Below are 22,492 nucleotides of genomic sequence, written 5' to 3' on the forward strand. Positions count from 1 at the left end.
TTTGTTTATAAAACTCTAGCCTGCATAATAAATCCGTTTTTCAATCGCCAATCGATATTTAGGACGAATAGATGGCCCTATGGCATCAGCGATCGCGGTAATTAACCGATGATGCACCTCTGGCCACAATTCAGGATTTTCTAAGTATGGGTCTAACCCTGGAAATGGAGAAGGCATTTCATCACCTAAACGCAACTTTTTACACAGGCTTTTTGCTAAACTTTACCTAAGCGATGCTTTTGGGAGAACCCACGCGATCGCGGAAATACTGACGATACAAATCAAATCTAGGCGTTACATAATTTCCCTGCATCTGTACCAGCCCCATACTGTGTAACTTAAATGCTGGCACTGACTCCAATTCTACTGGTTTGTCCGATGTAACTACCTTAGCAAATGCAACCGCCAATTCTGGATTCTGTTGCAAATTCCATAAGTGTCTTCGTAGATGGTCGTCATAAAGTCCCGCTTCTGTAGGGGCAATTTCTAACAATTGATCGAGCGTCATCTCCTGTTGAGCGATATGATAAAGAGCCAGCCGCACTAAATAAGGATGCCCACCCACTAACGTCATCAATTGCTTAACCTGAGATGCGTTCCAATTCAGTCCGTGTCGCTGGGTTAAATCTTGTACCTGCTCCGCGTTAAACTCCGGCAATTCAATTGGCAATCCCACATTAAATGGCGATTGATTCACATTTAAGGGAATATAAACTTCCGTCGAATGTACTACTACCAATCGCAATTTTTCCCACAGGTCGCTGTTGCCGTCTCCATAGCCAGCTTCCTCATACCAAGCTCGCAGCAAGCCAAAAAAATCATCAGCAACTTTGGGATATTGGAAAACCCGATCTACTTCATCCAATCCCAATACTAAAGGACTATCTGCCCCTGATAATAAATAATCTTCAAAGTAAGCAGTACAGTTATCTTTGCTGCCAAAAGTATCGCTCCAATAATCATCTACTGGATGACATACCCGCAGCTTGCGGCTAATCTTTGCACAAAACCACTGTAAAAGTTGATTCAGATTAGTAAAAACTGCTGTATCTGCGTGCTGAAAACTCAGGGGTACGGTGCGATAACCCTGTTCTCTTGCTTGATAGAGAATCCTTGCCATGAGGGAAGTTTTTCCCATCTGTCTGGGTGCTTTGATACGAATCAACGCCCCAGGCTGCATAATTTCTCTGTAACATTGAGATTCGTAAGGCAATCGCTCGACATAAAAAGCAGAAGCAAGACGGACTTGGCCGTTTGGCAACTCTGGTTCTGCCACTGGCAACGGGGATGGAATTTTAGATTTGGGATTTTCCGTTTTGGAATGTTGATGATCCATATTCCAAATTCCTAATTCCCAATTTCCAATTCCCCATTCACCATTACTAGCCAACAAATTTAAAATTTCTTGTACTAAAATTGGCGTGTCAGTTGGCGATTTCCACTCGCGCTGCCCAATTCCATCGAGGTAGCCGCGCAGGTCGTGGTTGAGGGGCATACTTAGGGAACAATTAACGCGAATAGGCAGCACTAAGGGCTTATGCTGCGTGGAGCGCAACTCAAATGCTCGCCTTAGCTCCTCAATGACTAATTCACTTACAGCAGCTTGCGGGGAAAGTAATAGCAAAAAGTAGTCGCATTGTTTTAATTGAGAATCTATGTGAGCAGGCCAATCTTCTGTCATGCTCATACTTTCCTCAAACATAAATGCGTGGTATCCAGAAGCATTTATGCTTTCATAAAACTTGTGGGCGATAGTTTTGTCTGGCTCTTGGGCGCGGTACGAGATAAAAACTTTGGGATGCTTAAGGAGCGATCGCTCTATAGCTCCCCTAATATTTTTCTTTGTAACTTTTTCGCCTAATGCGCTTGACAGCTTCTTCCATAACTTATACCCAACATCTTTCTCTATATACTGAGGGTTAAGAGGGTAAATTTCCTCGTAAGTCTGCCCTTGCCAAGAACCGATAAATACTTCTCTTTCCAGATCGTTTAGATGCTTACCTGTCTTAGCAGAAGCTAATTTATCTGCCAATTCTAATGCCTCTTTTACGTCCATATCTAACTAAATTTGGATAAATTTTTCTTTAAATACTCCAGTTATTCGTAAATTTACTGAAGTATTAAGCTGCGTGGTAGTTGTTATTATAGTAGCAACGACCGCGACCAGCCAGAGTGTTAGGGCGATCGCTACTGCCCCTACTGGCAAGCCGGGAAGTTCCCTCCCCGCCTCCCATACACCCTCTGTCGCTACGTGCCGACAGTGTTGAAAAGCAAATTTACTGAGCTTTCCTGGGGTTTCCTGAGCTTTTAAATTCCGCGATCGCTCTGAGTTATTCACGTATCAGTGAAATCCATGAGCTTTCCTGGTTCCTATATATTAAAACCTAAGTGATACTACTAATATAACTCTCAAGCGATCGCTGTTTTAGTAGCTGTAACCGCTTGATTAACATCTAATATTTTCAGGGGAGTGACTTTATGCAAATAACTATGTTAAAAAAAATATTGATAGCAAATTTGTATATTCCGGGCAACGCTTTAATTTAGTGTCTTAATAAATCAAGTTTACTTGCCAGTCTTTGAGCGCAAGTCGTACATCTATAGATTTGGTCAGAGGAGCAAAGATGTTTAACCCCACAGAAGTCCTGATCGATAACTTTGTTGAGTGCCTAAAAAATGGCTACCGCCGCAATTATGGCGGACTCCGACCAGACTATGCAGACATCATCGGCTGGGCAGGAAACATGGCTCTAGAAAATATCGCCAACAGCGATGCTTTGTATCACAACATCGAGCATACAATTTTTGTCACCTTAGTAGGACAGGAAATTCTACGGGGCAAACACATCCGCGAGGGTGGTGTTTCCTGCGAAGACTGGTTGCACTGCATGATTTCTTTGTTGTGCCATGATATCGGGTATGTAAAAGGCGTTTGTAAGCAAGACCAAGTATCAATTGGATTGTATGCTAAAGGTCTAGACAATGCGATGATTTTACTGCCTGTTGGCTGTACAGATGCCAGCTTAACTCCTTATCATGTCGATCGGGGCAAACTGTTTATCGATGAGCGTTTTGGCGGTCACAAATTAATTGATGCCGAAGTAATTAAGCGCAACATTGAACTAACTCGTTTTCCCGCGCCAGCAGATAAGGATCACCAAGACACTATTAACTATCCCGGCTTAGTTCGCGCCGCCGATTTGATTGGTCAACTCAGCGATCCGCGCTACTTACAAAAAATTAGTGCTTTGTTCTACGAATTTGAAGAAACGGGGATTAATCAAGCGTTGGGCTACCGCACTCCTGGAGACTTGCGGAAGAACTATCCGAAGTTTTACTGGAATGTGATTTATCCCTACATTCAAAATGCATTGCGTTACTTGGAATTGACGCAAGAGGGAAAACAATTTTTGGCTAACCTTTATGCGAATGTGTTTGTGGTGGAACACGAACCAAGAATTTATGCCAATGATAAGGTAACGAACGCGATGCCCGCCGGGGAATTAGTTCACCGCTTTTAAGCTAAACTCCACCCAACTGGACTCTAAAGCAATATTAGGACTTATGTCACCGTCATCAAAGGCGTAAGTCCTATTTTTATTGGGGGAAACTTGAGCGAACCAGCCGGGCGAGGGTGGCTTCCATAAGCGCCCCTGTTTGACCGGAAACGGTGAACACCAGCGCCTCTCGATAAACTCGTTGTGCAGGGTGGTGGCTATAATTAGCAGCGCCACTGGAAACGGTCACTGCTGCATGGGCACACCGCACCGCTAAGTCAATCGCCCAGGCTCTTAGTTGCAGTTGTTCTGCTAGAGATGCCCTAGATTGTTGTTGCGATTTCCTAATAGCAATGCTACAGTTAATAACTTCCTCGTCTAGTAATTTAAAAGCAGATATGAGGAAAGGTTGCGATTTTTTATATGAAGCTGCTGATAAGATATCAAGTCCCGCCCTCGCGCATCCCAATGCTAAAGAAGTTGGACGCAAGACATTATTTTTGTCGTTTTCGTGAATCCAACCCGCAGGCTTAATAGAAATTACGCGATCGCTAGGTAATAACCAATTACTTAGCTGGGCGGTGACAGTATTGGTAGATGCGATCGCTGCCAGTTCCATTGGCTTGCTAAATCTAATTGCACCCCCCGCTTCTTGATATATTTCCACAAACGGCAAGAGGCCAAAAATCGCTCGACCATCTGGCAACTCAGCAGCAACAATAAATTCTTGAAACAAGCCAAATCCTGTCACCCAAGGCACTTGTCCATCTAGCTGATATCCCCCATCGACAGCAACAGCTAAAATAGGTTGTTCTCCTTCGCGCCGCAAATGCGAGAAGCCAACGCCTACTAAAATCTCACCCTTACCCAGATAGGGAAGATACTCTTGTTTAAGAGAAGAATTATCACTTTGTACGAGCATACCAGCAGCGCTTTGATGCTGCGTTTGCAAGAAAGCTAAGGCTCCAGAATATCTTGCCACAAGCTCTTGGAAATTTTGAAAAGTCTCATCGCTAACTTCCGCACCACCCCACTCTTTAGGAACCCGCAACGCCAGTAAATTTAACTCGCCAAGGCCTTTGAGAGCAGTTCCTAAAGCTTCTGGATTATTGTCAATTTCGGCAGCATGAGGCGCTACCGAATTTTGTAGATAAAACTCAACTTTGTCTAAAAGATGTTGTTGATTATCCATTGAATTCAAAATGATACTACTTTACAGGCGATCGCCTGCAACGCACAATCAACAATCAACAATGAACCATGAACAATTAACATGGTTTACTGATATCCCGCTGCTTGCAGGGAAAACAGTCTAGCGTAGCGCCCACCCAATTGCAATAATTCCTCGTGGCTTCCTTCTTCCAGGACAACTCCCCCTTGTATAACTACAATACTGTCAGCCATACGCACAGTAGAGAAGCGGTGAGATATTAGTATAACCATCTGATTTTTTGTAACAGTCCGCAGGCGCTCGAAAATCTGCATTTCCGCCTCAGCATCCATAGCCGCCGTTGGTTCGTCTAAAACTAAAATATCGGCTTGCGATCGCATAAATGCCCTGGATAAAGCTACTTTTTGCCACTGTCCTCCAGAAAGTTCTGTCCCTCCCTTAAACCAACGCCCTAGCTGTGTTTGAAACTTATCTGGCATAGAGTCAATAAAAGGTTTCGCCATGCCTTTTTCAGACGCTATCTCCCAGTGTTTTTCATCTTCCAAACGCTCCGCATCACCAACACCGACATTTTCTCCTACGGTGAACTGATAGCGCACGAAGTCTTGAAAAATTACGCCGATGCGTTGGTGCAAAACTTTAATGTCCCATTCTTCTAGATCTAATCCATCGAGAAAAATTCGCCCTGAATCTGGCGTATAAAGTCTGGTTAAAAGCTTAATCAGTGTAGTTTTACCAGAACCATTTTCACCAACAATAGCCAGCTTTTTTCCGGGTTTCAGTTGTAGCGATATTCCCTTCAGGGCGGGTTGCAAACTTCCTGGATAGGTGAAGTAGACATTCTCAAATCGCACCCCATCGTTAGGTATTAAACCATGTGTGGCTTTGCCCCCAGACTTGGGAATTTGTTGCTCTAAAAATTCGTATAAATTAGACAGGTAGAGGTTATCTTCGTACATTCCTCCGATTGAACTTAGCGTCGCCGAGAAAGTAGACTGTCCTTGCCTAAATATCATCAAATACATCGTCATATCCCCAAGAGTTATGCGACCGTTGATGGTTTCTATTACAATCCAGGCGTAGGCAATATAGAATGCTGCTGTACTCAGCAAACTTAGCAAATAACCCCAAAATCCCCGCCGCAAAGTTAGGTTGCGGTCTTCGCCGTAGAGTCGATGAAAGATGTCGCGGTAACGCTTGAGGAAGATCGACCCCAACTGGTAGAGTTTTACCTCTTTAGCGAAGTCTTCCCGTGCGATGAGAGTTTCTAAATAATGTTGCTGGCGGGTTTCTGGCGATCGCCATTTGAACAAGCGGAAAGCTTCGCCTGCAAAGCGAGTTTCGGCGATGAAAGCAGGGACAGCCGCGATCGCCAATACCGCCACCGCCCAAACAGAAAGTTTTAGCAGCAAAGCGCTATAAGTTACTAGCGAGAGGGTGTTTTGAATTAGGTTAAAAGTGCGGCTGACGAGGGAGAGGGGGCGAATTGATGCTTCGTGTCGCGCCCGATTCATCTTGTCGTAGAACTCTGAATCCTCGAAGTGGGTGATGTCGAGTGTCAGGGCTTTTTCTAGAATCATAACATTCACTTTCTGACCCAGTTCGACTCGCAGCAACGACTGACAAACTGCAAGACCCCGTTGAGTTCCTGCTAGCAACATGACAGCGATCGCTTCTAGTCCCACATAGCCAAAAGCTGCCCATCTGTGGTTTTGCAAGCCAGATTGAGAAGCGAGAACAACTGCATCGACAATTAATTTGCCGATATATGCGATCGCCGCAGGTAGCAACCCGCCGACTAAGGTGAGGATGGCAAAAACAATTGTCAGGGTGCGGTTGGTATTCCAAACCAACGAAACAGCGCGATCGCTGTACTGGAAGACCGCAAGGGATTTGCTTATGCGTTGCCCAATAAATTTTAGGGCGTTAAATTTTTTGTGACGACTCATGTTCTACTTATAGCGTCAAAATAGACAAGGATTTTGCTATACTCTGAAAAGCTTACCAGTTCAACGGTTCAACGAAATGACTTGTAAGCTCAAAAATGAGTGTGTCAAAACACCGAAAAAACACGTAGAGAAAAAGTAGAGAAACTAGAATGTCAGACATAACAAAGCTTACAGACTCAAAAGCTAAAGATATTTGCAGTGTTGGTAGTGGACATGGATTCAATAAGTATAAAGGGCAGAAAGCAGAGGCAGCACGCCGGAAGGTGCTAAACGCCGTAGAAGCGAAAGAACGCTGTAACGCAATCAACGTAACACTTAAAGCCGATAAGGTTAGTTGCAAACTAGATATAAAGGGGGAGAGCCTAACCTTAAGGTTCAGTGCAGCGTTAAGAGACGCTACTGATAAGCCTACTCATGAAGGTGGAAATACTAAGCAATGGAATGTAGGCTGCGGTTTATATGCTGACGATGAAGGCTTTAGTAAAGGTGAGTTTTATTGTCGTCAGATAAGTCAACAAATGCGTCTACGTTTATTTACTTGGGAATGGTTTGATAAGGAAATTAAAGGCATTAGCGAGACTCCTAAGCAAATAGAGAAACCAAAAACTATTGGTGATTTGATTGAGGAATTTAAAAATCACTATCTCTCAGAAGGGCGAAAAAACAAGCATCCTGAGTCTAACTGGAAAAATACTTATTTGCACTATTACAAACCATTTAACTTTAGTGAGTTTTTGTCTGAAAAAGAACTTACTAAAGCTATTGAATCAACAGAGCCTAATACTGCCAGTAGATACTGGGCATATTACGCAATACAAAAATTCCTTGATTTTCATCAGTTATTAGATGCTTACAGAGTCTTGCTAAAGCGTTATAAAAAAAGTATTGATTATAAACACAAAGAATTGGATATACGTTCTGACGATGAATATGAACAATTTATTTTGTCGTTAGCACCAACAAAAAGAATTCATAATCGCTTTACAAAAGTAATTTGCGAATGGCGTTGGACGTTTGGAATGTTGTTGACTTATGGCCTGCGACCACATGAAGCATTAAACATACTTAATCTGTATGAACCATACAAATATGAGGGTAAAGTCTTTAAGGCTCTTAATGACCCAACAAACGACACAAACATTATTGTCACTGACGGTAAAACTGGGATGCGAACAGCAATGCCACTTAGCCCAGAAGGCAAGGATTGGGTAGCTTTATTTGAGCTTAAAACTCCAATGCCAAGGCAAATGGAATGTGGGAACCCATTACACGTTGCTAAAGCTTTTGGCCAGTTTCTAAGGCGACGTGGCTTTACTTTTAAGTCTTATTCCTTACGTCATCGCTGGAACCACAGAGCGCGGGAGAGAGGGATTGATACTAGCACCGCTGCCCTTTCGATGGGTCATTCAGAAATGATGAATAGCACGACTTATAAACGCCAAATGGGAGGAAATACAAAAGCTAAAATAATTGAAAAAGCACTTGAAAAGTTAGAACAACGAGAAACAGAAAAAGAAACGATAGAAACCTTAAGGCTTGAGAATGAATTACTACGCACTCAGAACAATTTGTTAGAAGCACGCAACCGAGAACTAGAGCGAAGGCTTGCAGTCTTAGTAGAAGATATCGAATAAAAAAGAACCGCTAGTAATGGCGTTCTAGCGGTTTACAGGCAATCTTAATAAGTCCCTCTATTCTATGCGATAGGAGGGATTTTTTTATGGCCATTAATAATCCTATCCCCTCCTTATAGTCATCCTTACCCTTACTCCTCTTAATCGTTCAACGAATTATTTAACGAATCGTTGAACGTTGTAGCGGTATCAACATCAGCAAATACTTTAATCATTGCTATTACTATCAACAGCATCCTTGTTAAGTAAGTTACTTCTGTTGAAGACATTTTGCTCATAAAGCTTACTAACAAGGGATGCTTCCATAGGGCATTCAAATTTACATTGTGGCGCTTCATACGTTATTTGAGTGAGTGCATCTACTTTATCTTGTGTCTGCAAAATCCGTTCGCGGTTTTTATCCGTTTTAGTATTTGCACATTTAATGTAGTAAAGTGCTACCGCTTGAAATAATAGCAGTAGGACTTCCAAAACTTTCTCGTAACTAATCATTTCTTTAATATTGATAGAAAAAAAGAAAGCTAGGCTAAGTAGTAGTTAACCCAGCTCGTTCGACGTTCTGTAAGGCTCTTAACTCTATTTTACACTGTTGCTTAAAACCTGCTTCAGTGTATTTGACCAACCTACAGGCTCAATTTGTTGGTTGATGAATAAGCGTTTTCGCTTATATTGGAATGTTCCTCCAGAAGTAGCTTTACCAGGTTTATTTTTATCTACTGCCCTTTTAACTGGATTAATTACAGTCATAAAGCGAGGGTAGATATCAAATTTTGTTTTCTCTTCCCACCAAGGGTCGCCTTTAGATAACTTAGTTCCGCTCTGTATATGATTGGATGTCCTAGAAGTAACTTTACTTTTACTAAAAGCTAAAAACTTATCTAAGTTTGCATTAGCAGTTGATTCATCGTCACCCCAACAAACCATCTGATTAATCCCTGCATAATCTTCATGCGAGCTTAAATATGCTCTAGCTATCCAGTGCCCCCAAACTAAGCCATTGTCAGCATTACAAGCAGTTCTAATATTCTCGTAAGTTAATTTACTCTCATCTACATTAGGAATATTTACTTGCCCTTTATAAAAGAAAGTAGTACTTGACCCTTTATAATAGGGCGGTTTTTTTCTATTAGTAAAAAATAGTTTTATAGATGTATTTGTACTTGGTTTCATCCGGTAATACTCGTCAACCGGATAACCGTAAAACTCTCCAAAATCTTTAGTGTTAAGTATTCTATTAAAATTAGTAAATTCAACTATTTGATTTATAACTTGTGCTGCGTTACCGACCATCCAATACCATTCATTATCATTACTTCTGTTCGGGAAGTACTGACAAACATAGTAAGGCGCAGCGACTTTACCAGTTGATTCAACAATGTCTAATTTTGGTTTTTCCTTCGGGTCAAGTCCCCAAGGTTTTTCTTTAAAATCTTTTGGTCTATATTTACCTTCGTAGTCTGGGAATTCATTACACCAATTTTCCGCCCATTCTTTTAGATTAAAATTACCTGTTCTAGCGCTAACTAATTCCTCTATTGCTAAAAACAAGGATGTTTGTAATTGAAGTGTTTCGCTACTACCGGATAAAAGATAAATATCTTTTTTATTATCTCTATCTGGGAATACTTCTAGGACATCAAATTTGAGCGGTACGTTCTCTGTTTTTTCAGGCGCACCTTTTTCAGTAACTAAATCAGCTACATCGTTATATTTTTCCTTAATTTGAATAGCTTTATTTAGGATGACATCCCACTTAGCCATTTTATTTACTATCCTCTGTAGGCTTATCGCCTTTACGTTTTGAGACTTTCTTTACCCTCGGTCTATTGTCCTTTGGTCTGTTATAAGGGCTAATATTTTCTGTTCTTTTAGGCGCTGTATTTTCATAACCAAGCTCAATTTCGCTAAAGACCTTCTCTGGCTCTCCTCCGGATAATGCGGCTTTGACGTTTTCTCGCGTCAAGAACCCATGTACTTTTTGCGCTAACACTGCACTATCAATAAGCGTTTTTAAAGCGTCTACACCCTTGTATGGTGTCGTAGTAGTACCGCTTATAGCGAGTAAATGATGCCCGTATTCTAATAACGTTTCATTAAGAGTTTTGCCACCTTTAAACATTGGTACTTTAAGCGGGACATTCACTTCTTTAAGCAGTTCTGGTAATAACTCTTCTGTACTTGCTTCAGTGTTCTTATCAATGTTTCCTTTACCACCTTTTTCAAAACCTTTCTCGCTGCTAGCAAAAGGATTAAAGGCAAAAGGTACATCTAGTTTTTTATGCTCTATTGGATAATCACACCATTCTTCTATGTTCTCCATTATTTGATTATTAGCAGCTACTATCTTATGAACCGCACCAACTTCATATAACAACCTTATTGCCATGTTATTAGTAACATCAGTATCACCCGCTGTATCAATAGCGTGGGAGATTAATAATTGAAGTGCATCCGCCATTGACTGAATTTTAACTGTTAATTTTTGGTCGCCCTTCTTAGCTGGGTCACTGTCTTTTAAAGTTATTTCAATTGGAAATAATCCTGCTGATTTATCGGCCTGCCTGATTTGTGCTTTTTGTATATCTGCATATCCTTTAATTTTTTCATCGCCAGTAACACCAGGGTACAAAATGCGTTTAGGTAATTTAGCGTCGTAAAACTCTTTTGGTTGTAAAACGCTATTAACTTCTTTAAGTCGCTTTGCTTGAATGATTAATTCATCCACTTGTGAAGCACTAAATTTAATACTCTCAAATAGTGTTGCAGGCTTTTCTTTTTTTTTGTCAAAGCCGAAGTCTTTAAGTACTTCTGTTTTTTTCTCAACATTATAATTAAAATCAACTGGTTCACCTATTTGTTTTTTTAATTTCTCTACATCTTCATCAATCTCATTTACTTTTTTAAGAATTGCTCTTAATAAACTATCATCGCCTGGAGACGGTGGACAGCATCCCATACAACACCTTTTTTTCTTTTCTTTTGGTGGTTTATCACTTTCACATTTAGGAAACCTTACTGGTTCCCCATCTACTTTAATCCATATTACTTGTACTCCGTAATCATTCCTTATTCTCTCACTTGCCAAGTGTCCTGAATAAAATGATTGCTCGTAAATATCAATAAGAGGTTTGCTAGTTTCTTTTAAGTATTTAGAAATATCACTATATAAACCATATAAAATAGCGACGTTATTACCTGTATCACCCGTGGAACCCCAGATTCTAACATTGTATTCATAATTGTAACTACTTATCCTTCCTTCACCTTCGGTAATTTCTCCATCACTATCTTCTATTGCTATATCAATACTTGAATCAGCGTAAATTACGCCATATTTTTTATTACTATTATTGCTAGTTTGTTCTCCACTTGGATTATTTACAAAGGCTTTGTAAATTCCGGTAGCCGCATAATAATTTTGATTTTCAGATGAAGTTTGATATTCACAAGCTATAAGCGGTTGTCTTTGATAAATATTACTAGGATTGTTGCGACTAGCCCAAGTAATTATAGGGGTATTTTCCATAGGCGCAAATATTTTAGGAGTGATTTTTGTCGTTCCCTGAAAAAATTCATTACCTTCATTTCTAAGATATACGCTTCTTCTTAACCCTCGTTGATGTGTTTGAATACCTACATAACAATAAAAATCTTCACCATCAGGGATACAGCTACGCGGGCGAGGTGGTGCGGGAATACCTTTAAATTGTGGCGGTAATTCGTAAATGTTCCATTCTCGATTAACGCTCGTATCTGGAGGAGTTACTCTACATTTTTCTTCTCTGTGAACTAATTGATATTTAGGAAGTTTTATTCCTGCTACTACTGGTGTAATAGAAAATCCTTTATTACATTCATCAGCAATTATTTCTATGTCATCAAAGCCGATAGGGAGAGCGCTAAACGGCTGATTGCTACAAACGGGACTATCCGGCCATCGTTCGCAATCATTGGGCGCTGCGGCGTCGTCAGGGACAGAGTAGAACCCACTATCGCCAAGTGGAACTAAGCCATCCATTACCTCTGATACTTCTGGTATTTTTGGTACTTCTGGAAATTCCCTACCACGTTTTATTTTTCTGATTTGGGTTCTTGGGTTGTTTCTGATTCCTTCAGTATCTCTACTCGATAACCGCTTTGTTTGAGTTGGTCTACTTTCTCTTTCAAGGCTGTCGCCCGTCCTTGCTTGAGGTTACATCACTCGCGGCGCTAGGCTTTCCCGTATCTCTAACATTTCCATCATATTCATAAGGCGATTTCCTTACTCCCCATCCTTGGTCTTCATCTTCTGCTGATTCTATTACTCTAGGCATGAATTGTTGAACTAATTTGTTTAACAAAATCGTTAAACGTTTGCTATATCCTTACTAAAGAAACCTAGTCTTTGTTTGTAGGGTAGGGATACTTTCCTTAATCCTTGATAGCGTTGATACATCTTATTTAAATCTTCTCTTCCATAGACTTGATATGGCATTTTAAAATCTGCTGGGTCATTAATTAGTATTTTACGTTTTCCTATCCTGTGAAACACTTTAAACTACCTTTATTGCAAAACGATTTTGGAGTAATATCCCTCCGGCGGAATCGCCAGATTGATATCTTAACCAACCATCGGGATTAACTTCTATTTGATTTACTCCTACTCCATAACTTTGAATGTAATGCACTTTTTCAGGCCGACAGCCTATTGGTAACAAGGCAATTGTTTCATTGTACCCAGGTGTAGAGGTAGATTGTATTCCTCCTCTTATCTCTAAACTGCCATCTTTATATAACTTATAAGCTGGCGTAAAAGTATTTAAAACTGTCCAGTTTTTCCATTTAGTTGTGAAAGCTAATGGCTGCCAAGCGTCACTTAATTGTTGATAAGCAGTAGTAGTAAGTATTGCCTCCTCTTCTAAGTCGTGAATACTAGCAGTATTAGAATCTACTTGTTGTTCCAAAGAACCAATATTAATAATTGATTCTATTTCTTGTGTTGTAAGATTTTCAAAGCTTTCTAATTTTTTAAGTGAAGTTAGCGGTATTTTCCACCATTCTGATTCACCAGTGATTAATTTAATTTGATGAGCCAAACTATTAATAATTTGACTTAAATTACCAGTGTTAGTATTACCAATAAAAAAGCTATCATTAATAGCCCGTGTACCAATATGTTCATCGTTTACATTATTTGGTTTATTCACAATAATTTGCTTTAATATTTCTGCTTCAGGGTCTACAACAATTATTTCTTGTGTATAAGAACCACGAATAACTAATTTATCATTAGCTTTTATCAATCCCCATCCAACATCTACAACTTGTACGCCTAGCGTGTAATCGTTCCCCATTTCATACGATAGAGAATCAGTTAATAAATCAAGTAAATTATATGTTTTATAAGGGTATTGGTCTGGATTTTGAATACTAACTCTAGCTATAGGTTGCCATGCACCATTAGCTTGTTTGTCCCAAAGTTGTAACTCTATTCTTGGAGTATCCCAGGCGACTTTTAACGCTTTTGTTAGCTTTTCTGTTTCACTATCGGTTAACTCAAAACGTGGAAAGCCGCTTTCAGGTATAGAATTAATTTCTGAATAACACACTAAGTTTTTTAAAAAAGTATTGATACTTGTATGTTTTGCAGTTAATCCTAAGTTTTGCAGGGAACGTGTAGGATTAGATTCAAAAATTTTTATAATTCCGCTGCCGTCGTTTGGTTTAATTTCTTGCTGAAAGTTTTTAACATTGTTGAATACTTGAATTACTGCCATTGCTTCCTTTCCTAATTGTAAAAAATCCACAGTAACTAATAATAGCAACCTAATAAACTAAGTTAATTACTGTGGTATGAGTCCGTAGAATCCACAGGGGACAATTTAAATTTTACATTAAGTTAAATAAGGTTTAACTGGGAAAGTAGGATTCCCTTCACCATCATCGCTATCACTTAAACTAAGTGTTACTGAGCCGCTGAATACGTCTGTATCCACTGGGAATCCAGCGCTTACATTATTTAAATTTTGGGTATTAGAACTTGGTAAACTTTCTTTTTGTTGTAGCTTGAAAAGTAGTTCAACTAAGTAAGCAGTAGGAGTTGTAGATTTTAAATTTGTTTGAGTGTTTATAAAACCAGTGTTTACTAGGTATTCTTGAACTGTATGAGTGATACCTCCAGTATCACTGAACCCTTGAGTTGTTTTGAATTCATACTGTGCTGATAAGTTTGCACCTGATGTAGTAATACTCCAAGAAACATATGTAAGATTATTAGGATTTTTGGCTGTGTCTTTTTGCCATTTAGTATGTAAGTGGGTTAACTCCCATATTTGACCTTCGATAGTTGTACTTTTGAGTGTGTCATTTCCGTTATTAGGAATAGCAACCATGTGATTTTATTGATAATGATTTCATATATAGTATATACTCGTATTAACAACTGAATACAGAAATTTCAACTCCTGAAGGAGTTGTCAAAATACAGGGTAAAACAAGTGAGCGAAAAATAAGCTTATTTGTTTATATTATCCTGCTTATTTTTTTTTATTCATATATATATATAAGTAGTAGTTCACGAAGTAAAAATAATGCCGCGTAGACGTAATAGATTTGCAGATTTAGAAAGGATGTTGAGACAGAGTGGCGGTATTGCTGCCGCAGGTTCAAGAGTTGGGAATTTTGCAGCCTTTAAAGCAGGAACTCGAAAAATTAAAATTACTCAAAAGCCAACCGCAGCCGATAAAGTACGAGTAACTTTTGGTTTACTTCCTTTTAATAGTCATGTTCCTGAGACAGTGACCGATGCAGATAGATATATAGGTGTTATTACTGCTGGTTCTTTAGCTATGGCTAAGAGTGGTGGGCTTGCTAAAACTGACCTTGGTTTAGATGAAACAAAAGATGCAACGGTATTAGAAGAAAACTACTACCCTGCTTTAGTACGAGCATTTTTTGCGGAATCTGCTACAGTTGCGGCTATAGAAAAAACGTCTGATATTACAGGGGATAAATACATGAAAGTCCCTGGTAAGTCTATGTCAGCGCCATTCGGTAGAACTATTGCAGCACTAGATGCTAAGAAAGGTAGTGCGACAGCTTCTCTTGTTAATTCTGAAGAAGAAGATGTCAAAAAGCACGTTCAAGCAATCCTTAAAGATGATAAGAAAGGTACGCTTGGCGCGGCACGTTCGGTAAGTTACGACCCTGAAGTATTTAGAGGTCGTACTAAAGTTCTTACTCGCGGCGTATTCTAATCTCAAAAGTAATAAGGTTATGGCTTCTAAAGAATCAAAAGAAATTGACGATGCATTTGACAGGCGACATATTGGGCGTGGGTTATATTTGCTCATTCCCCTTGACCAACATGACGAAGCAATAGACATGGCGTTTCAAAATGCTATGGCTGTTGAGAAGGAAGTTAACCGCTTGTTAGATGGTGAGCTTGATTTCTGGAGTTATTTAGAAGCTGTAGAACCTTACGTGATTAGCATTGATAAGTACTGTGATGAAGTGTCTGAGAACATGGAAAATCGATTACAGATTTATGGTGTAAGTTGATGCCTTGGGAACCATTTTTTGTAGCACCGTTAGAACAACAACTTTACGAATGGGAATATAGCGGTAGTATTACGAGTTCATCGCAGCTTGGTCGCACTACGTCAGATTACTTTCTTTTTAGGATGCGAGGTTATCAATTAGATGAACCAGTCAGAACTTATGATAACGGTCTTACAGTTACTCGCGATTGGTTTAACGTTTACTATGCAATAGCGGAATTTAATAGCTATCCGAGTAGCGGTAGCGCTCCAGTAGTAGGCAAAGCACAGTTTTATAATCCTGTTGGCAGTGATGAACATTCCCAACCTACAGACGTAGAACTGTACTTGCCTTATCACAGGAAACCTGGCGGCGAAGAAAACGGGCGTTTTATTGGTGTAAAAAAATTACCGCGTAAAGGAGGTAAACGTTTTTTTGGAAAGATAGAAGGCTTTGGGAATCCTTGGCAGTTTGGTCAAGTAATCGGCACGGTGTCTAGTCGTCAGAATGATGATGACAAGCTACTTATTGAGGTTTACCACTGGGTTGAGTCTGATACCTTGCCAGTCATTGAGAGTACACCAATAGAGGATGATATCTATTCGTTCCTTACCCTTATCCCCGTACACTTCAACGTTATCGTTCAACAGTTTAGTTCAACGTATACAGATGATGCTATTGCTAATACGTTATTAGAGTTAGAAAGGAAAGGTAAAGCAAATAAAACCGCTGGAAGGCGTGGCGAATACTGGTCTGTAGCAATTCCTTACTAGAGGTAATCTTATGTTCGCAATAGAAGACAACACACTCGCGAGTGCTTTATACGGTGGATTCGCTAATATAAATTTCTTTAGTGGTGTTGGTAGTATTGCTGGTAAATGGGTTCATTCTGGCTTGGCGGTGGTAGGGAATTTAATTAACTCAATTAAAGACTTAGTTAAAGACCCAAAAAATATTAAAGATATTACTTTTGATTTTTTTGCTGATTTTTGGTCAACAGATTTAACAGGCGCTTTACTTGGTGCAGGGGCTGTAGTTGCTATCGGTGTAATGGTATTTAGTGGCGGCGCTGCACTTGGAGCTTTAGCAGGTGGGTTAAGTGGGCTTGGTATGTTAGCAGGTATTGCAGCAACAGCCGCTGGTGTAGCTATTAATAATGTGCTTCAGAATCCAGTAGGTAAGTGCATTAGATGGCTTGTTACTAAAGCTCAATTTATTTATAGTTACAACTGGAATGCAACTGATGAAGATATACAAAAGAATATAGATGCAAGTATTGAATCACTTTATGGACTTGCTGGTAATGCTCTGGGCACTGCGATGGGAAGTACTATTTGTGGTGTTTTGCCGGGAGCCGTAGGTGTAAGACTGAATCTTGCAAACGTTGCGTCTGTTTGGCAGATTATCGATGACGATATAAAAACTGAGATTTTACAGGGCTTTAATGTTTTGTTTCAGTCATCGAAACGGGTACAGCAAGACAATATGTTTAGGCAGACATATATGAACGTTCGTCGCTGGATTAAGTCAAACGACACAATTATCGATTTTATAAGCGACATTATCCCAGACGCCGATAAAATCATTGAGTCTTGGGGGGAGAAGGAATCCAAGCCTTTTACCTTCGCTAAAGCAGTAGAAGAAAAGATAGACACGATAAAGGATAAAAAGACTAAGAAGTTTGTGGAAGGTTTTGTAGAGCGTTTGATGGAATCCTGCACAGAAAGCCTTATCGCTATATCCTACGCCTTCTAGTTTACTCACACATATAAAAACATTCAACAAATCGTTGAACGATTCGTTGAATGAATGAGCGGTGTACGCTAAACCTCATACATAAAGCCTTGTTTCCTTCCCTTACGCCTCCTTTGCTTACTGCTAGGGAGGTTTTTTTAGGTATTAAAAACTTGTTACTTAACTTTATAAAAAAGCTAAAAAGTAACTACGTCAGGAATTCTACAAAAAAATTAAAATTCCACTAAGTCATTTTGGGGGGGTATTAAGTATAATTACTTATTGTTTTTTTTTCAACTCATGCATCCTGGTTTGTAGTTCAACAGTTCAACGAAATGAATGAGCAGAAACAAATAAAAGAGATTTTCTGGGAACAACAGCTTGGTAACAAGTTTTTGATTAATTCTTGCCCAGCAATGCTGAATAAAGATTTTAAGGTACTGCGGCAGATAAAGCTTCCCCCTTTTTTTGCATTCCAAGAAAAAGAGCAAGTTTTTGTAATCTACAACCGCGATTATGTAGTTGAAAAACTACTTCGAGATTTTGTAATCCCTTTACGAGGTGTTAAATATCAAGAACTACAAATCCTCCTCTCAGAAGCCTACAAGCGGTTTAAGGAAAAAGGCGAGTTACAGTAACGCTATTCCTATCTGGTATGACCCGTTAACTAACGGTACAAGCTCAGAGAAGCTTAACGATAGAGATTTGTTTTTCCCTAGTAAATTAGAGTTTTTTATTTGGAGGGATTTAGTTAGAGAATTCAAATTAGCGAATGTTAAAAGACAAGTAGAGATTTTAGTTAAGCCTGCTACAAACCGTTACTCCGCCCTTACTTGGCGTTGTGACTTTAGAATCTATCCTCGGTCTTACGCTGAACCTTACTTCTATTTTAATTTAGAAGCAAAGGGCTTTTTAACAGAGGAATTCAGGCTTAAGTTGCAGTTTTTAGAATTCCATAATCCAAATGATTATGGCCGTTTAATTATTGTGGGAGGCGATAGACCATTAAAGATTGATAATCAATTCACAACAGTTACAATTACAGACGCAATCAAGTACATCAACAGTCATTCTTAGAGGCTTTTAAATGCTTTATTATCCACCAAAAGACGGTCAAATCTATGGTCAACTATTTGGAAAGTTTGAGGACTTTAGCGGAAAAGTTACGTTTTCTGAAGGAAAGCTTCAAAAATCAGATAATGGTTACATTCTTTACTGTTGGGCTGAAGAAGTTACAGACGTTGAAAAACAAGGCGATAGGGCTTGGAAATGGGAACCAGCGTTCATACAGATTCCCATACACGCTAAAGAATATGAGAAGAGTACAAAGCTTGGTGATACTTGGAAAAAAGAAAATGTAACTCCTCAGTATCACGAAGTTTACTTTTGCAAAATATTTGCGGCGGATGAACCTTATTATTTGAGTGAAGAAAAAAATCTTAAGGGATTTTTAAAGTTCGACAGCTATGGCGGCAAGCACTTGCTAACTGGCATAGATAACAACGGGCGTCCCTTACCAGAACAAACGTTGGAATTTTTACGGGATAACGCAATCTATATAGAGCATTGTGAACCGGACAAAATTAAAGGATTGCCAGAAGTTAAGAAGAAAGGTAGCTGGGGAGGTGGTTACTCTGAGTCTGCGACTGTCCGACTAGAGAGTAAATGGAAATTTGTCATTGATAAGCTTGCACCTTATCCAGACGGTACAGAGCCACCAAAGAACTTAAAAGATTTAGCGTGCTACTTGTACGACATAAAACACGATTGGCCCGATGTTGGCAACATAGTTGAGCAGCTTGTTATCGCTATCTTTGAGAGTTAATACTGCTAGAACGTTTAACGAAAACGTTCAACAAAAACGTTAAACGTTCACTACCTACACATAAGAGCAATGAGCGACCTTCCACCAATAGACTACGCACTCTTTAGCGATGAAAGTCTCGATCCTTGGCAAGAACACTGGGACAACAATCTACAAATTTGGGAGAATTTGGCTAATTTACTTCAAGACTCGGTACTTATCCCCCATGCAAGTTTACAAGTCCCGCTTGCAATTGCATACATTTGTACGCCTTCTGCGTTGTCCAAAATCTTACCAATTCTATTTTGTCATGGTCGTAAACCAGGTGTAGGAAAGTCAACAATTGGAAAGCTTGCTTCTTATTGTTGGGGAGTTCCGATATGTACAAGCTCAGATACATTCGCTAGCATTCGTAACCATTTGTTAGAACATAAATTCATCCAACATGATGGTGAATTCTTTGAGCAAAACACTATTTTAGTCTTGGATGATATTGATAAACGATTTTTCCAAGACAAAATAGATGTTTATCGTTTGTTTAAGTTTGGCTACGACCGCGCTACAGACACGATACAGATAGCGGGTGAGCGTGGACAGAATATGAAGTTTAGATGTTTCTGTGGTCGCGTTATTAGCAGCGTGTCCCCACTTTACGCAGACCCCGACTTCCCAGAATTACAGCGCCGCTGTTTTGTACTTAAGTTTAAAAAAGCTGAGGACTTTGAACCGGGAGAGGCTGAGCGATTTAATGTTGGTAACTTTTACGAGGGTGGACAATTCGACGCTGTACTAGGTAGGAAAGAGTACAAATTTAATGTGTTAGAACGGCTTAATCTTGACACGATTAATTGGCGTGGATTTGATAATCTTCTGAAAGATTATTGGTCAAACACTGATAACTGTGCATTATTCGTAATGTGGCGTAAGCAACTTAATTCTCGTAAACGTACATTTGTACTACCAGAAAAACTTAGTGGAGAGAATTGGACAATCAGTGTAGATATGCTCTCTACTGGCTTAACAATGGGGATTTGGTCAACAATACCAGACGCTATTCAATTCCTTGGTAAATATTGGGAATGGGCAAATGGTACAAAACAGAATGAGTATGGTGCAACCCTTAAACTATTGCGTGAGTTAATTCAGCAAGAAATAGAAACTATCACCGCTTTGAATTCTCAAGCTGGTTACGAAGTGATGCCGTTGAGTATCAATCCAAAGAAGGTTAAACATACTTTAGATGAGGGACTTAAGAGAGGCGAATTAGACCTTAGCCCAAGCATTGATAATGTACGGAACTGTATGCGTGAGCTTGGCTGGAAACTAGAGTTACGTGCTTGGATACCTGATAAAGGTTAATTCTATCTTCAGCTAGGAGCCACTTACAAATTCCGGCGTTATTACTAGCTTTTTTGCAAACATTCAATTAACAGGAATTAAAGATTTATGCCTGACCAAAACTTTGAATTACCACCAATTTTAGAGAGTTATCCAAAAGTAGAAAAAATTACTGTTGGGGCTTTGAGCGTAAGCTTAGAGGACGTGCATGATGAAATACAACACATCTTAGAAACATATCGTGCAAATGGTGATGTAACTCAAAACACACGCTTAAGAATAGCGTTGCAGTATCCTCTAGACCAACGCCAAAGATTAAATGCAGTAGTATTGCAGGCGATTGCTAATTTGGTAAAAATGCACCTTTTAGACTTGCATATACCACGACTCTTTTGGTCTAAAGATTTAACACAGGACTTGCTAGGAGCGATAGCACAAGAAAACTATTGCCTAACTGCTTCAGAGCGCTCACATAGCTCATGGGATGTTACAGACGCCATCGCTGCAAAGTTAGGAGCGGTACTTTATAAGGTGATGCTTGAGTTTACTTCAAAACCTGGTTTTAACAGCTTCATTACTAATGAAGACTTTTATAAACTAGCGCCAGCTACACGGGATACTTACGCTGAGTTTGCAAAGGTGATTACACAAGCTGTGAGTGAATCTTTAGCATCTTGTGAGGACTACGAATTTTAATTAGTTCTGAACAACATAGGGAGAGAAAGATAATGGAAGGCTTGAGACAAGAAAACATTCTGGTTAATTTACCAGTCGATGAGTTTAGTAGTAATGCTTGCGTTTACTTTTCAGATGAATTTCAGAAATGGTTTTATGTAGCGATTGTTAACGCGAGTATATCGCCTACAAAGCCTTATCCTCACTTGACTTTGATTGAAGTTAGCAAACCTGAAATACAGCTTGTTATCTACAGGGAACAACACAACTTAACTCAAGAGTAGTTAAATTTGGTTATTAATAAACGGTTTGATTACAACTTGGATTTCAAACTCTCTGTAGAAGGCTGTTACGAATTACAGGCAACTAATGATGATGATGTTTCAATTGCTATCACGGTTTATGAGCTTAGGTTTTTAAACCAGCCAGAGTTTACAAGGCATATTACTGGTACTTGTGCTAAGGACACCCTGCCACAAATACAGGCGGCGCTGAAAATTGTTGATTGCATGAATAATTAAGGAATAGCAAGAATGTCACCCAAAATAACAACAACACAAACAGAGCAATTCGCCATTATTGAGATTAAGAGCGAGTTTAGCTTATCACCTGAAGAAATTGTTTCTCTCTATCGCCCTAAACTTAAAAAGACTTTAGGCGTGATTATAGACGGTCAAATAGAAGCTACGACGGGTGCTTTTTTAGCTTCTATCTATCGTCAACAAGACTGGATAGCTTTGCGAGACTATACCGTTAATGAACCGCGTTATATGGTTATTAAAGGCAATAGGTCTGGTATCAGCCCAGGTGATTTATTTACTTTAGATAGCGAGAGCCTTGGGAGTCCTGTTATTGCTTGGATAGCAGATCAATTAGTTTAATCCTTTATCCCTGCAAGGTTACTAAACAGGGATTTAATCAAACACTGCAAACAACTTAGGAAGGTTAATTATGCGGCTACTTTTTTGTGTAATAGACTTCAATCAATCAATACAGTATCGCTATTGGTTTCATGAACCAACTAATGATTTTTGGTTTAATACTAAGCCGCTAGCTCTTAGAGGATGTTTTAAAAGTGGGGGGCTGTTGTAAGAAAACTCACAAGGCTTAAGCTGAAATTTGTAGAAGAATCAGCACCTTGTGAGCAAATGACGCGCAGCATATCCTAGCAA

At 39.5% G+C, this 22,492-nt stretch carries 24 protein-coding genes and 1 pseudogene; 14 read left to right on the top strand and 11 right to left on the bottom strand.

The genetic code is table 11. The annotated features are described in order from the left end of the window. Window positions 1-27: 27 nt before the first annotated feature. The 3 genes and pseudogenes from H6F77_RS11745 to H6F77_RS11755 all read right to left on the bottom strand — a co-directional run. Window positions 28-177, bottom strand: a pseudogene (locus H6F77_RS11745) (DUF4058 family protein); the annotation flags it as partial. Between the two features lie 49 nt (window positions 178-226). After that, window positions 227-2,056: an AAA-like domain-containing protein gene (locus H6F77_RS11750; protein WP_190488651.1), complete on the bottom strand. Its 1,830-nt coding sequence runs from the start codon at window positions 2,054-2,056 to the stop codon at window positions 227-229. Between the two features lie 6 nt (window positions 2,057-2,062). Beyond that, window positions 2,063-2,338, bottom strand: coding sequence for a hypothetical protein (locus H6F77_RS11755; protein WP_190488653.1), 276 nt, complete (start codon window positions 2,336-2,338; stop codon window positions 2,063-2,065). Window positions 2,339-2,624: 286 nt separating this feature from the next. Between H6F77_RS11755 and H6F77_RS11760 the strand changes: the two genes are divergently transcribed. Further along, window positions 2,625-3,521, top strand: a complete 897-nt coding sequence (locus H6F77_RS11760; protein ID WP_190488655.1) for an Npun_R2479 family HD domain-containing metalloprotein — start codon at window positions 2,625-2,627, stop codon at window positions 3,519-3,521. A gap of 76 nt (window positions 3,522-3,597) precedes the next feature. Here H6F77_RS11760 and H6F77_RS11765 read toward each other — a convergent pair whose 3' ends face one another. After that, entirely contained in the window at window positions 3,598-4,689 is a 1,092-nt protein-coding gene (locus tag H6F77_RS11765; RefSeq protein ID WP_190488657.1) for an acyl-CoA dehydrogenase family protein, read from the bottom strand. Window positions 4,690-4,775: 86 nt separating this feature from the next. Further along, window positions 4,776-6,617, bottom strand: a complete 1,842-nt coding sequence (locus H6F77_RS11770) for an ABC transporter ATP-binding protein (RefSeq protein WP_190488659.1) — start codon at window positions 6,615-6,617, stop codon at window positions 4,776-4,778. A 149-nt stretch (window positions 6,618-6,766) separates the two neighbouring features. On the opposite strand from H6F77_RS11770, the gene H6F77_RS11775 reads away from it, so the two are divergent. Then, window positions 6,767-8,251 carry a hypothetical protein gene (locus H6F77_RS11775; protein WP_190488662.1) on the top strand — a complete coding sequence of 495 codons (1,485 nt, stop codon included), beginning with the start codon at window positions 6,767-6,769 and terminating at the stop codon, window positions 8,249-8,251. A gap of 140 nt (window positions 8,252-8,391) precedes the next feature. On the opposite strand, the gene H6F77_RS11780 is transcribed toward H6F77_RS11775, so the two are convergent. The 6 genes from H6F77_RS11780 to H6F77_RS11805 all read right to left on the bottom strand — a co-directional run bounded on the left by H6F77_RS11780 (window position 8,392) and on the right by H6F77_RS11805 (window position 14,622). Continuing rightward, a complete protein-coding gene (locus tag H6F77_RS11780; RefSeq protein ID WP_190488664.1) occupies window positions 8,392-8,589 on the bottom strand; it encodes a hypothetical protein in 198 nt (65 codons plus the stop codon). A gap of 238 nt (window positions 8,590-8,827) precedes the next feature. Next, window positions 8,828-10,012 carry a hypothetical protein gene (locus H6F77_RS11785; protein ID WP_190488665.1) on the bottom strand — a complete coding sequence of 395 codons (1,185 nt, stop codon included), beginning with the start codon at window positions 10,010-10,012 and terminating at the stop codon, window positions 8,828-8,830. A gap of 1 nt (window position 10,013) precedes the next feature. Further along, window positions 10,014-12,269, bottom strand: a complete 2,256-nt coding sequence (locus tag H6F77_RS11790; protein WP_190488666.1) for a hypothetical protein — start codon at window positions 12,267-12,269, stop codon at window positions 10,014-10,016. A gap of 145 nt (window positions 12,270-12,414) precedes the next feature. Continuing rightward, window positions 12,415-12,564, bottom strand: a complete 150-nt coding sequence (locus H6F77_RS11795; protein WP_190488668.1) for a hypothetical protein — start codon at window positions 12,562-12,564, stop codon at window positions 12,415-12,417. A gap of 219 nt (window positions 12,565-12,783) precedes the next feature. Beyond that, window positions 12,784-14,007 (bottom strand): hypothetical protein, encoded by a 1,224-nt coding sequence (locus H6F77_RS11800; protein WP_190488670.1) that lies wholly within the window; start codon window positions 14,005-14,007, stop codon window positions 12,784-12,786. Between the two features lie 117 nt (window positions 14,008-14,124). After that, window positions 14,125-14,622, bottom strand: coding sequence for a hypothetical protein (locus tag H6F77_RS11805; RefSeq protein ID WP_190488672.1), 498 nt, complete (start codon window positions 14,620-14,622; stop codon window positions 14,125-14,127). 198 nt (window positions 14,623-14,820) lie between these two features. Here H6F77_RS11805 and H6F77_RS11810 point away from each other — a divergent pair, with 198 nt between their 5' ends. From H6F77_RS11810 to H6F77_RS11865, 12 genes are all read left to right on the top strand, one after another. Beyond that, window positions 14,821-15,486 carry a hypothetical protein gene (locus H6F77_RS11810; protein WP_190488674.1) on the top strand — a complete coding sequence of 222 codons (666 nt, stop codon included), beginning with the start codon at window positions 14,821-14,823 and terminating at the stop codon, window positions 15,484-15,486. Between the two features lie 19 nt (window positions 15,487-15,505). Further along, window positions 15,506-15,790 carry a hypothetical protein gene (locus H6F77_RS11815; RefSeq protein ID WP_190488676.1) on the top strand — a complete coding sequence of 95 codons (285 nt, stop codon included), beginning with the start codon at window positions 15,506-15,508 and terminating at the stop codon, window positions 15,788-15,790. Further along, window positions 15,790-16,542, top strand: a complete 753-nt coding sequence (locus H6F77_RS11820) for a hypothetical protein (protein ID WP_190488677.1) — start codon at window positions 15,790-15,792, stop codon at window positions 16,540-16,542. The genes H6F77_RS11815 and H6F77_RS11820 overlap by 1 nt, the downstream gene beginning before the upstream one ends. A gap of 10 nt (window positions 16,543-16,552) precedes the next feature. Next, complete coding sequence (locus H6F77_RS11825; RefSeq protein WP_190488679.1) at window positions 16,553-17,524, top strand: hypothetical protein; 972 nt, start codon at window positions 16,553-16,555, stop codon at window positions 17,522-17,524. A 314-nt stretch (window positions 17,525-17,838) separates the two neighbouring features. Next, window positions 17,839-18,141, top strand: coding sequence for a hypothetical protein (locus tag H6F77_RS11830; RefSeq protein ID WP_190488681.1), 303 nt, complete (start codon window positions 17,839-17,841; stop codon window positions 18,139-18,141). Between the two features lie 67 nt (window positions 18,142-18,208). Continuing rightward, on the top strand, window positions 18,209-18,580 hold the full coding sequence (locus tag H6F77_RS11835) for a hypothetical protein (protein WP_190488683.1): 372 nt from the start codon (window positions 18,209-18,211) through the stop codon (window positions 18,578-18,580). A 10-nt stretch (window positions 18,581-18,590) separates the two neighbouring features. After that, complete coding sequence (locus tag H6F77_RS11840; protein WP_190488684.1) at window positions 18,591-19,328, top strand: hypothetical protein; 738 nt, start codon at window positions 18,591-18,593, stop codon at window positions 19,326-19,328. A 69-nt stretch (window positions 19,329-19,397) separates the two neighbouring features. Further along, window positions 19,398-20,666 (top strand): hypothetical protein, encoded by a 1,269-nt coding sequence (locus tag H6F77_RS11845; RefSeq protein WP_190488685.1) that lies wholly within the window; start codon window positions 19,398-19,400, stop codon window positions 20,664-20,666. A gap of 87 nt (window positions 20,667-20,753) precedes the next feature. Further along, a complete protein-coding gene (locus tag H6F77_RS11850; RefSeq protein WP_190488686.1) occupies window positions 20,754-21,341 on the top strand; it encodes a hypothetical protein in 588 nt (195 codons plus the stop codon). A gap of 32 nt (window positions 21,342-21,373) precedes the next feature. Then, entirely contained in the window at window positions 21,374-21,604 is a 231-nt protein-coding gene (locus H6F77_RS11855; protein WP_190488687.1) for a hypothetical protein, read from the top strand. 6 nt (window positions 21,605-21,610) lie between these two features. After that, the gene (locus H6F77_RS11860; RefSeq protein ID WP_190488688.1) at window positions 21,611-21,841 is read left to right on the top strand and encodes a hypothetical protein; all 231 of its coding nucleotides are present in this window, start codon (window positions 21,611-21,613) and stop codon (window positions 21,839-21,841) included. 12 nt (window positions 21,842-21,853) lie between these two features. Then, a complete protein-coding gene (locus tag H6F77_RS11865) occupies window positions 21,854-22,201 on the top strand; it encodes a hypothetical protein (protein WP_190488689.1) in 348 nt (115 codons plus the stop codon). Window positions 22,202-22,492 lie beyond the last annotated feature (291 nt).

Origin of the sequence: Microcoleus sp. FACHB-831 (assembly GCF_014695585.1) — a bacterium.
In the GTDB taxonomy this organism is placed as follows: Bacteria; Cyanobacteriota; Cyanobacteriia; order Cyanobacteriales; family FACHB-T130; genus FACHB-831.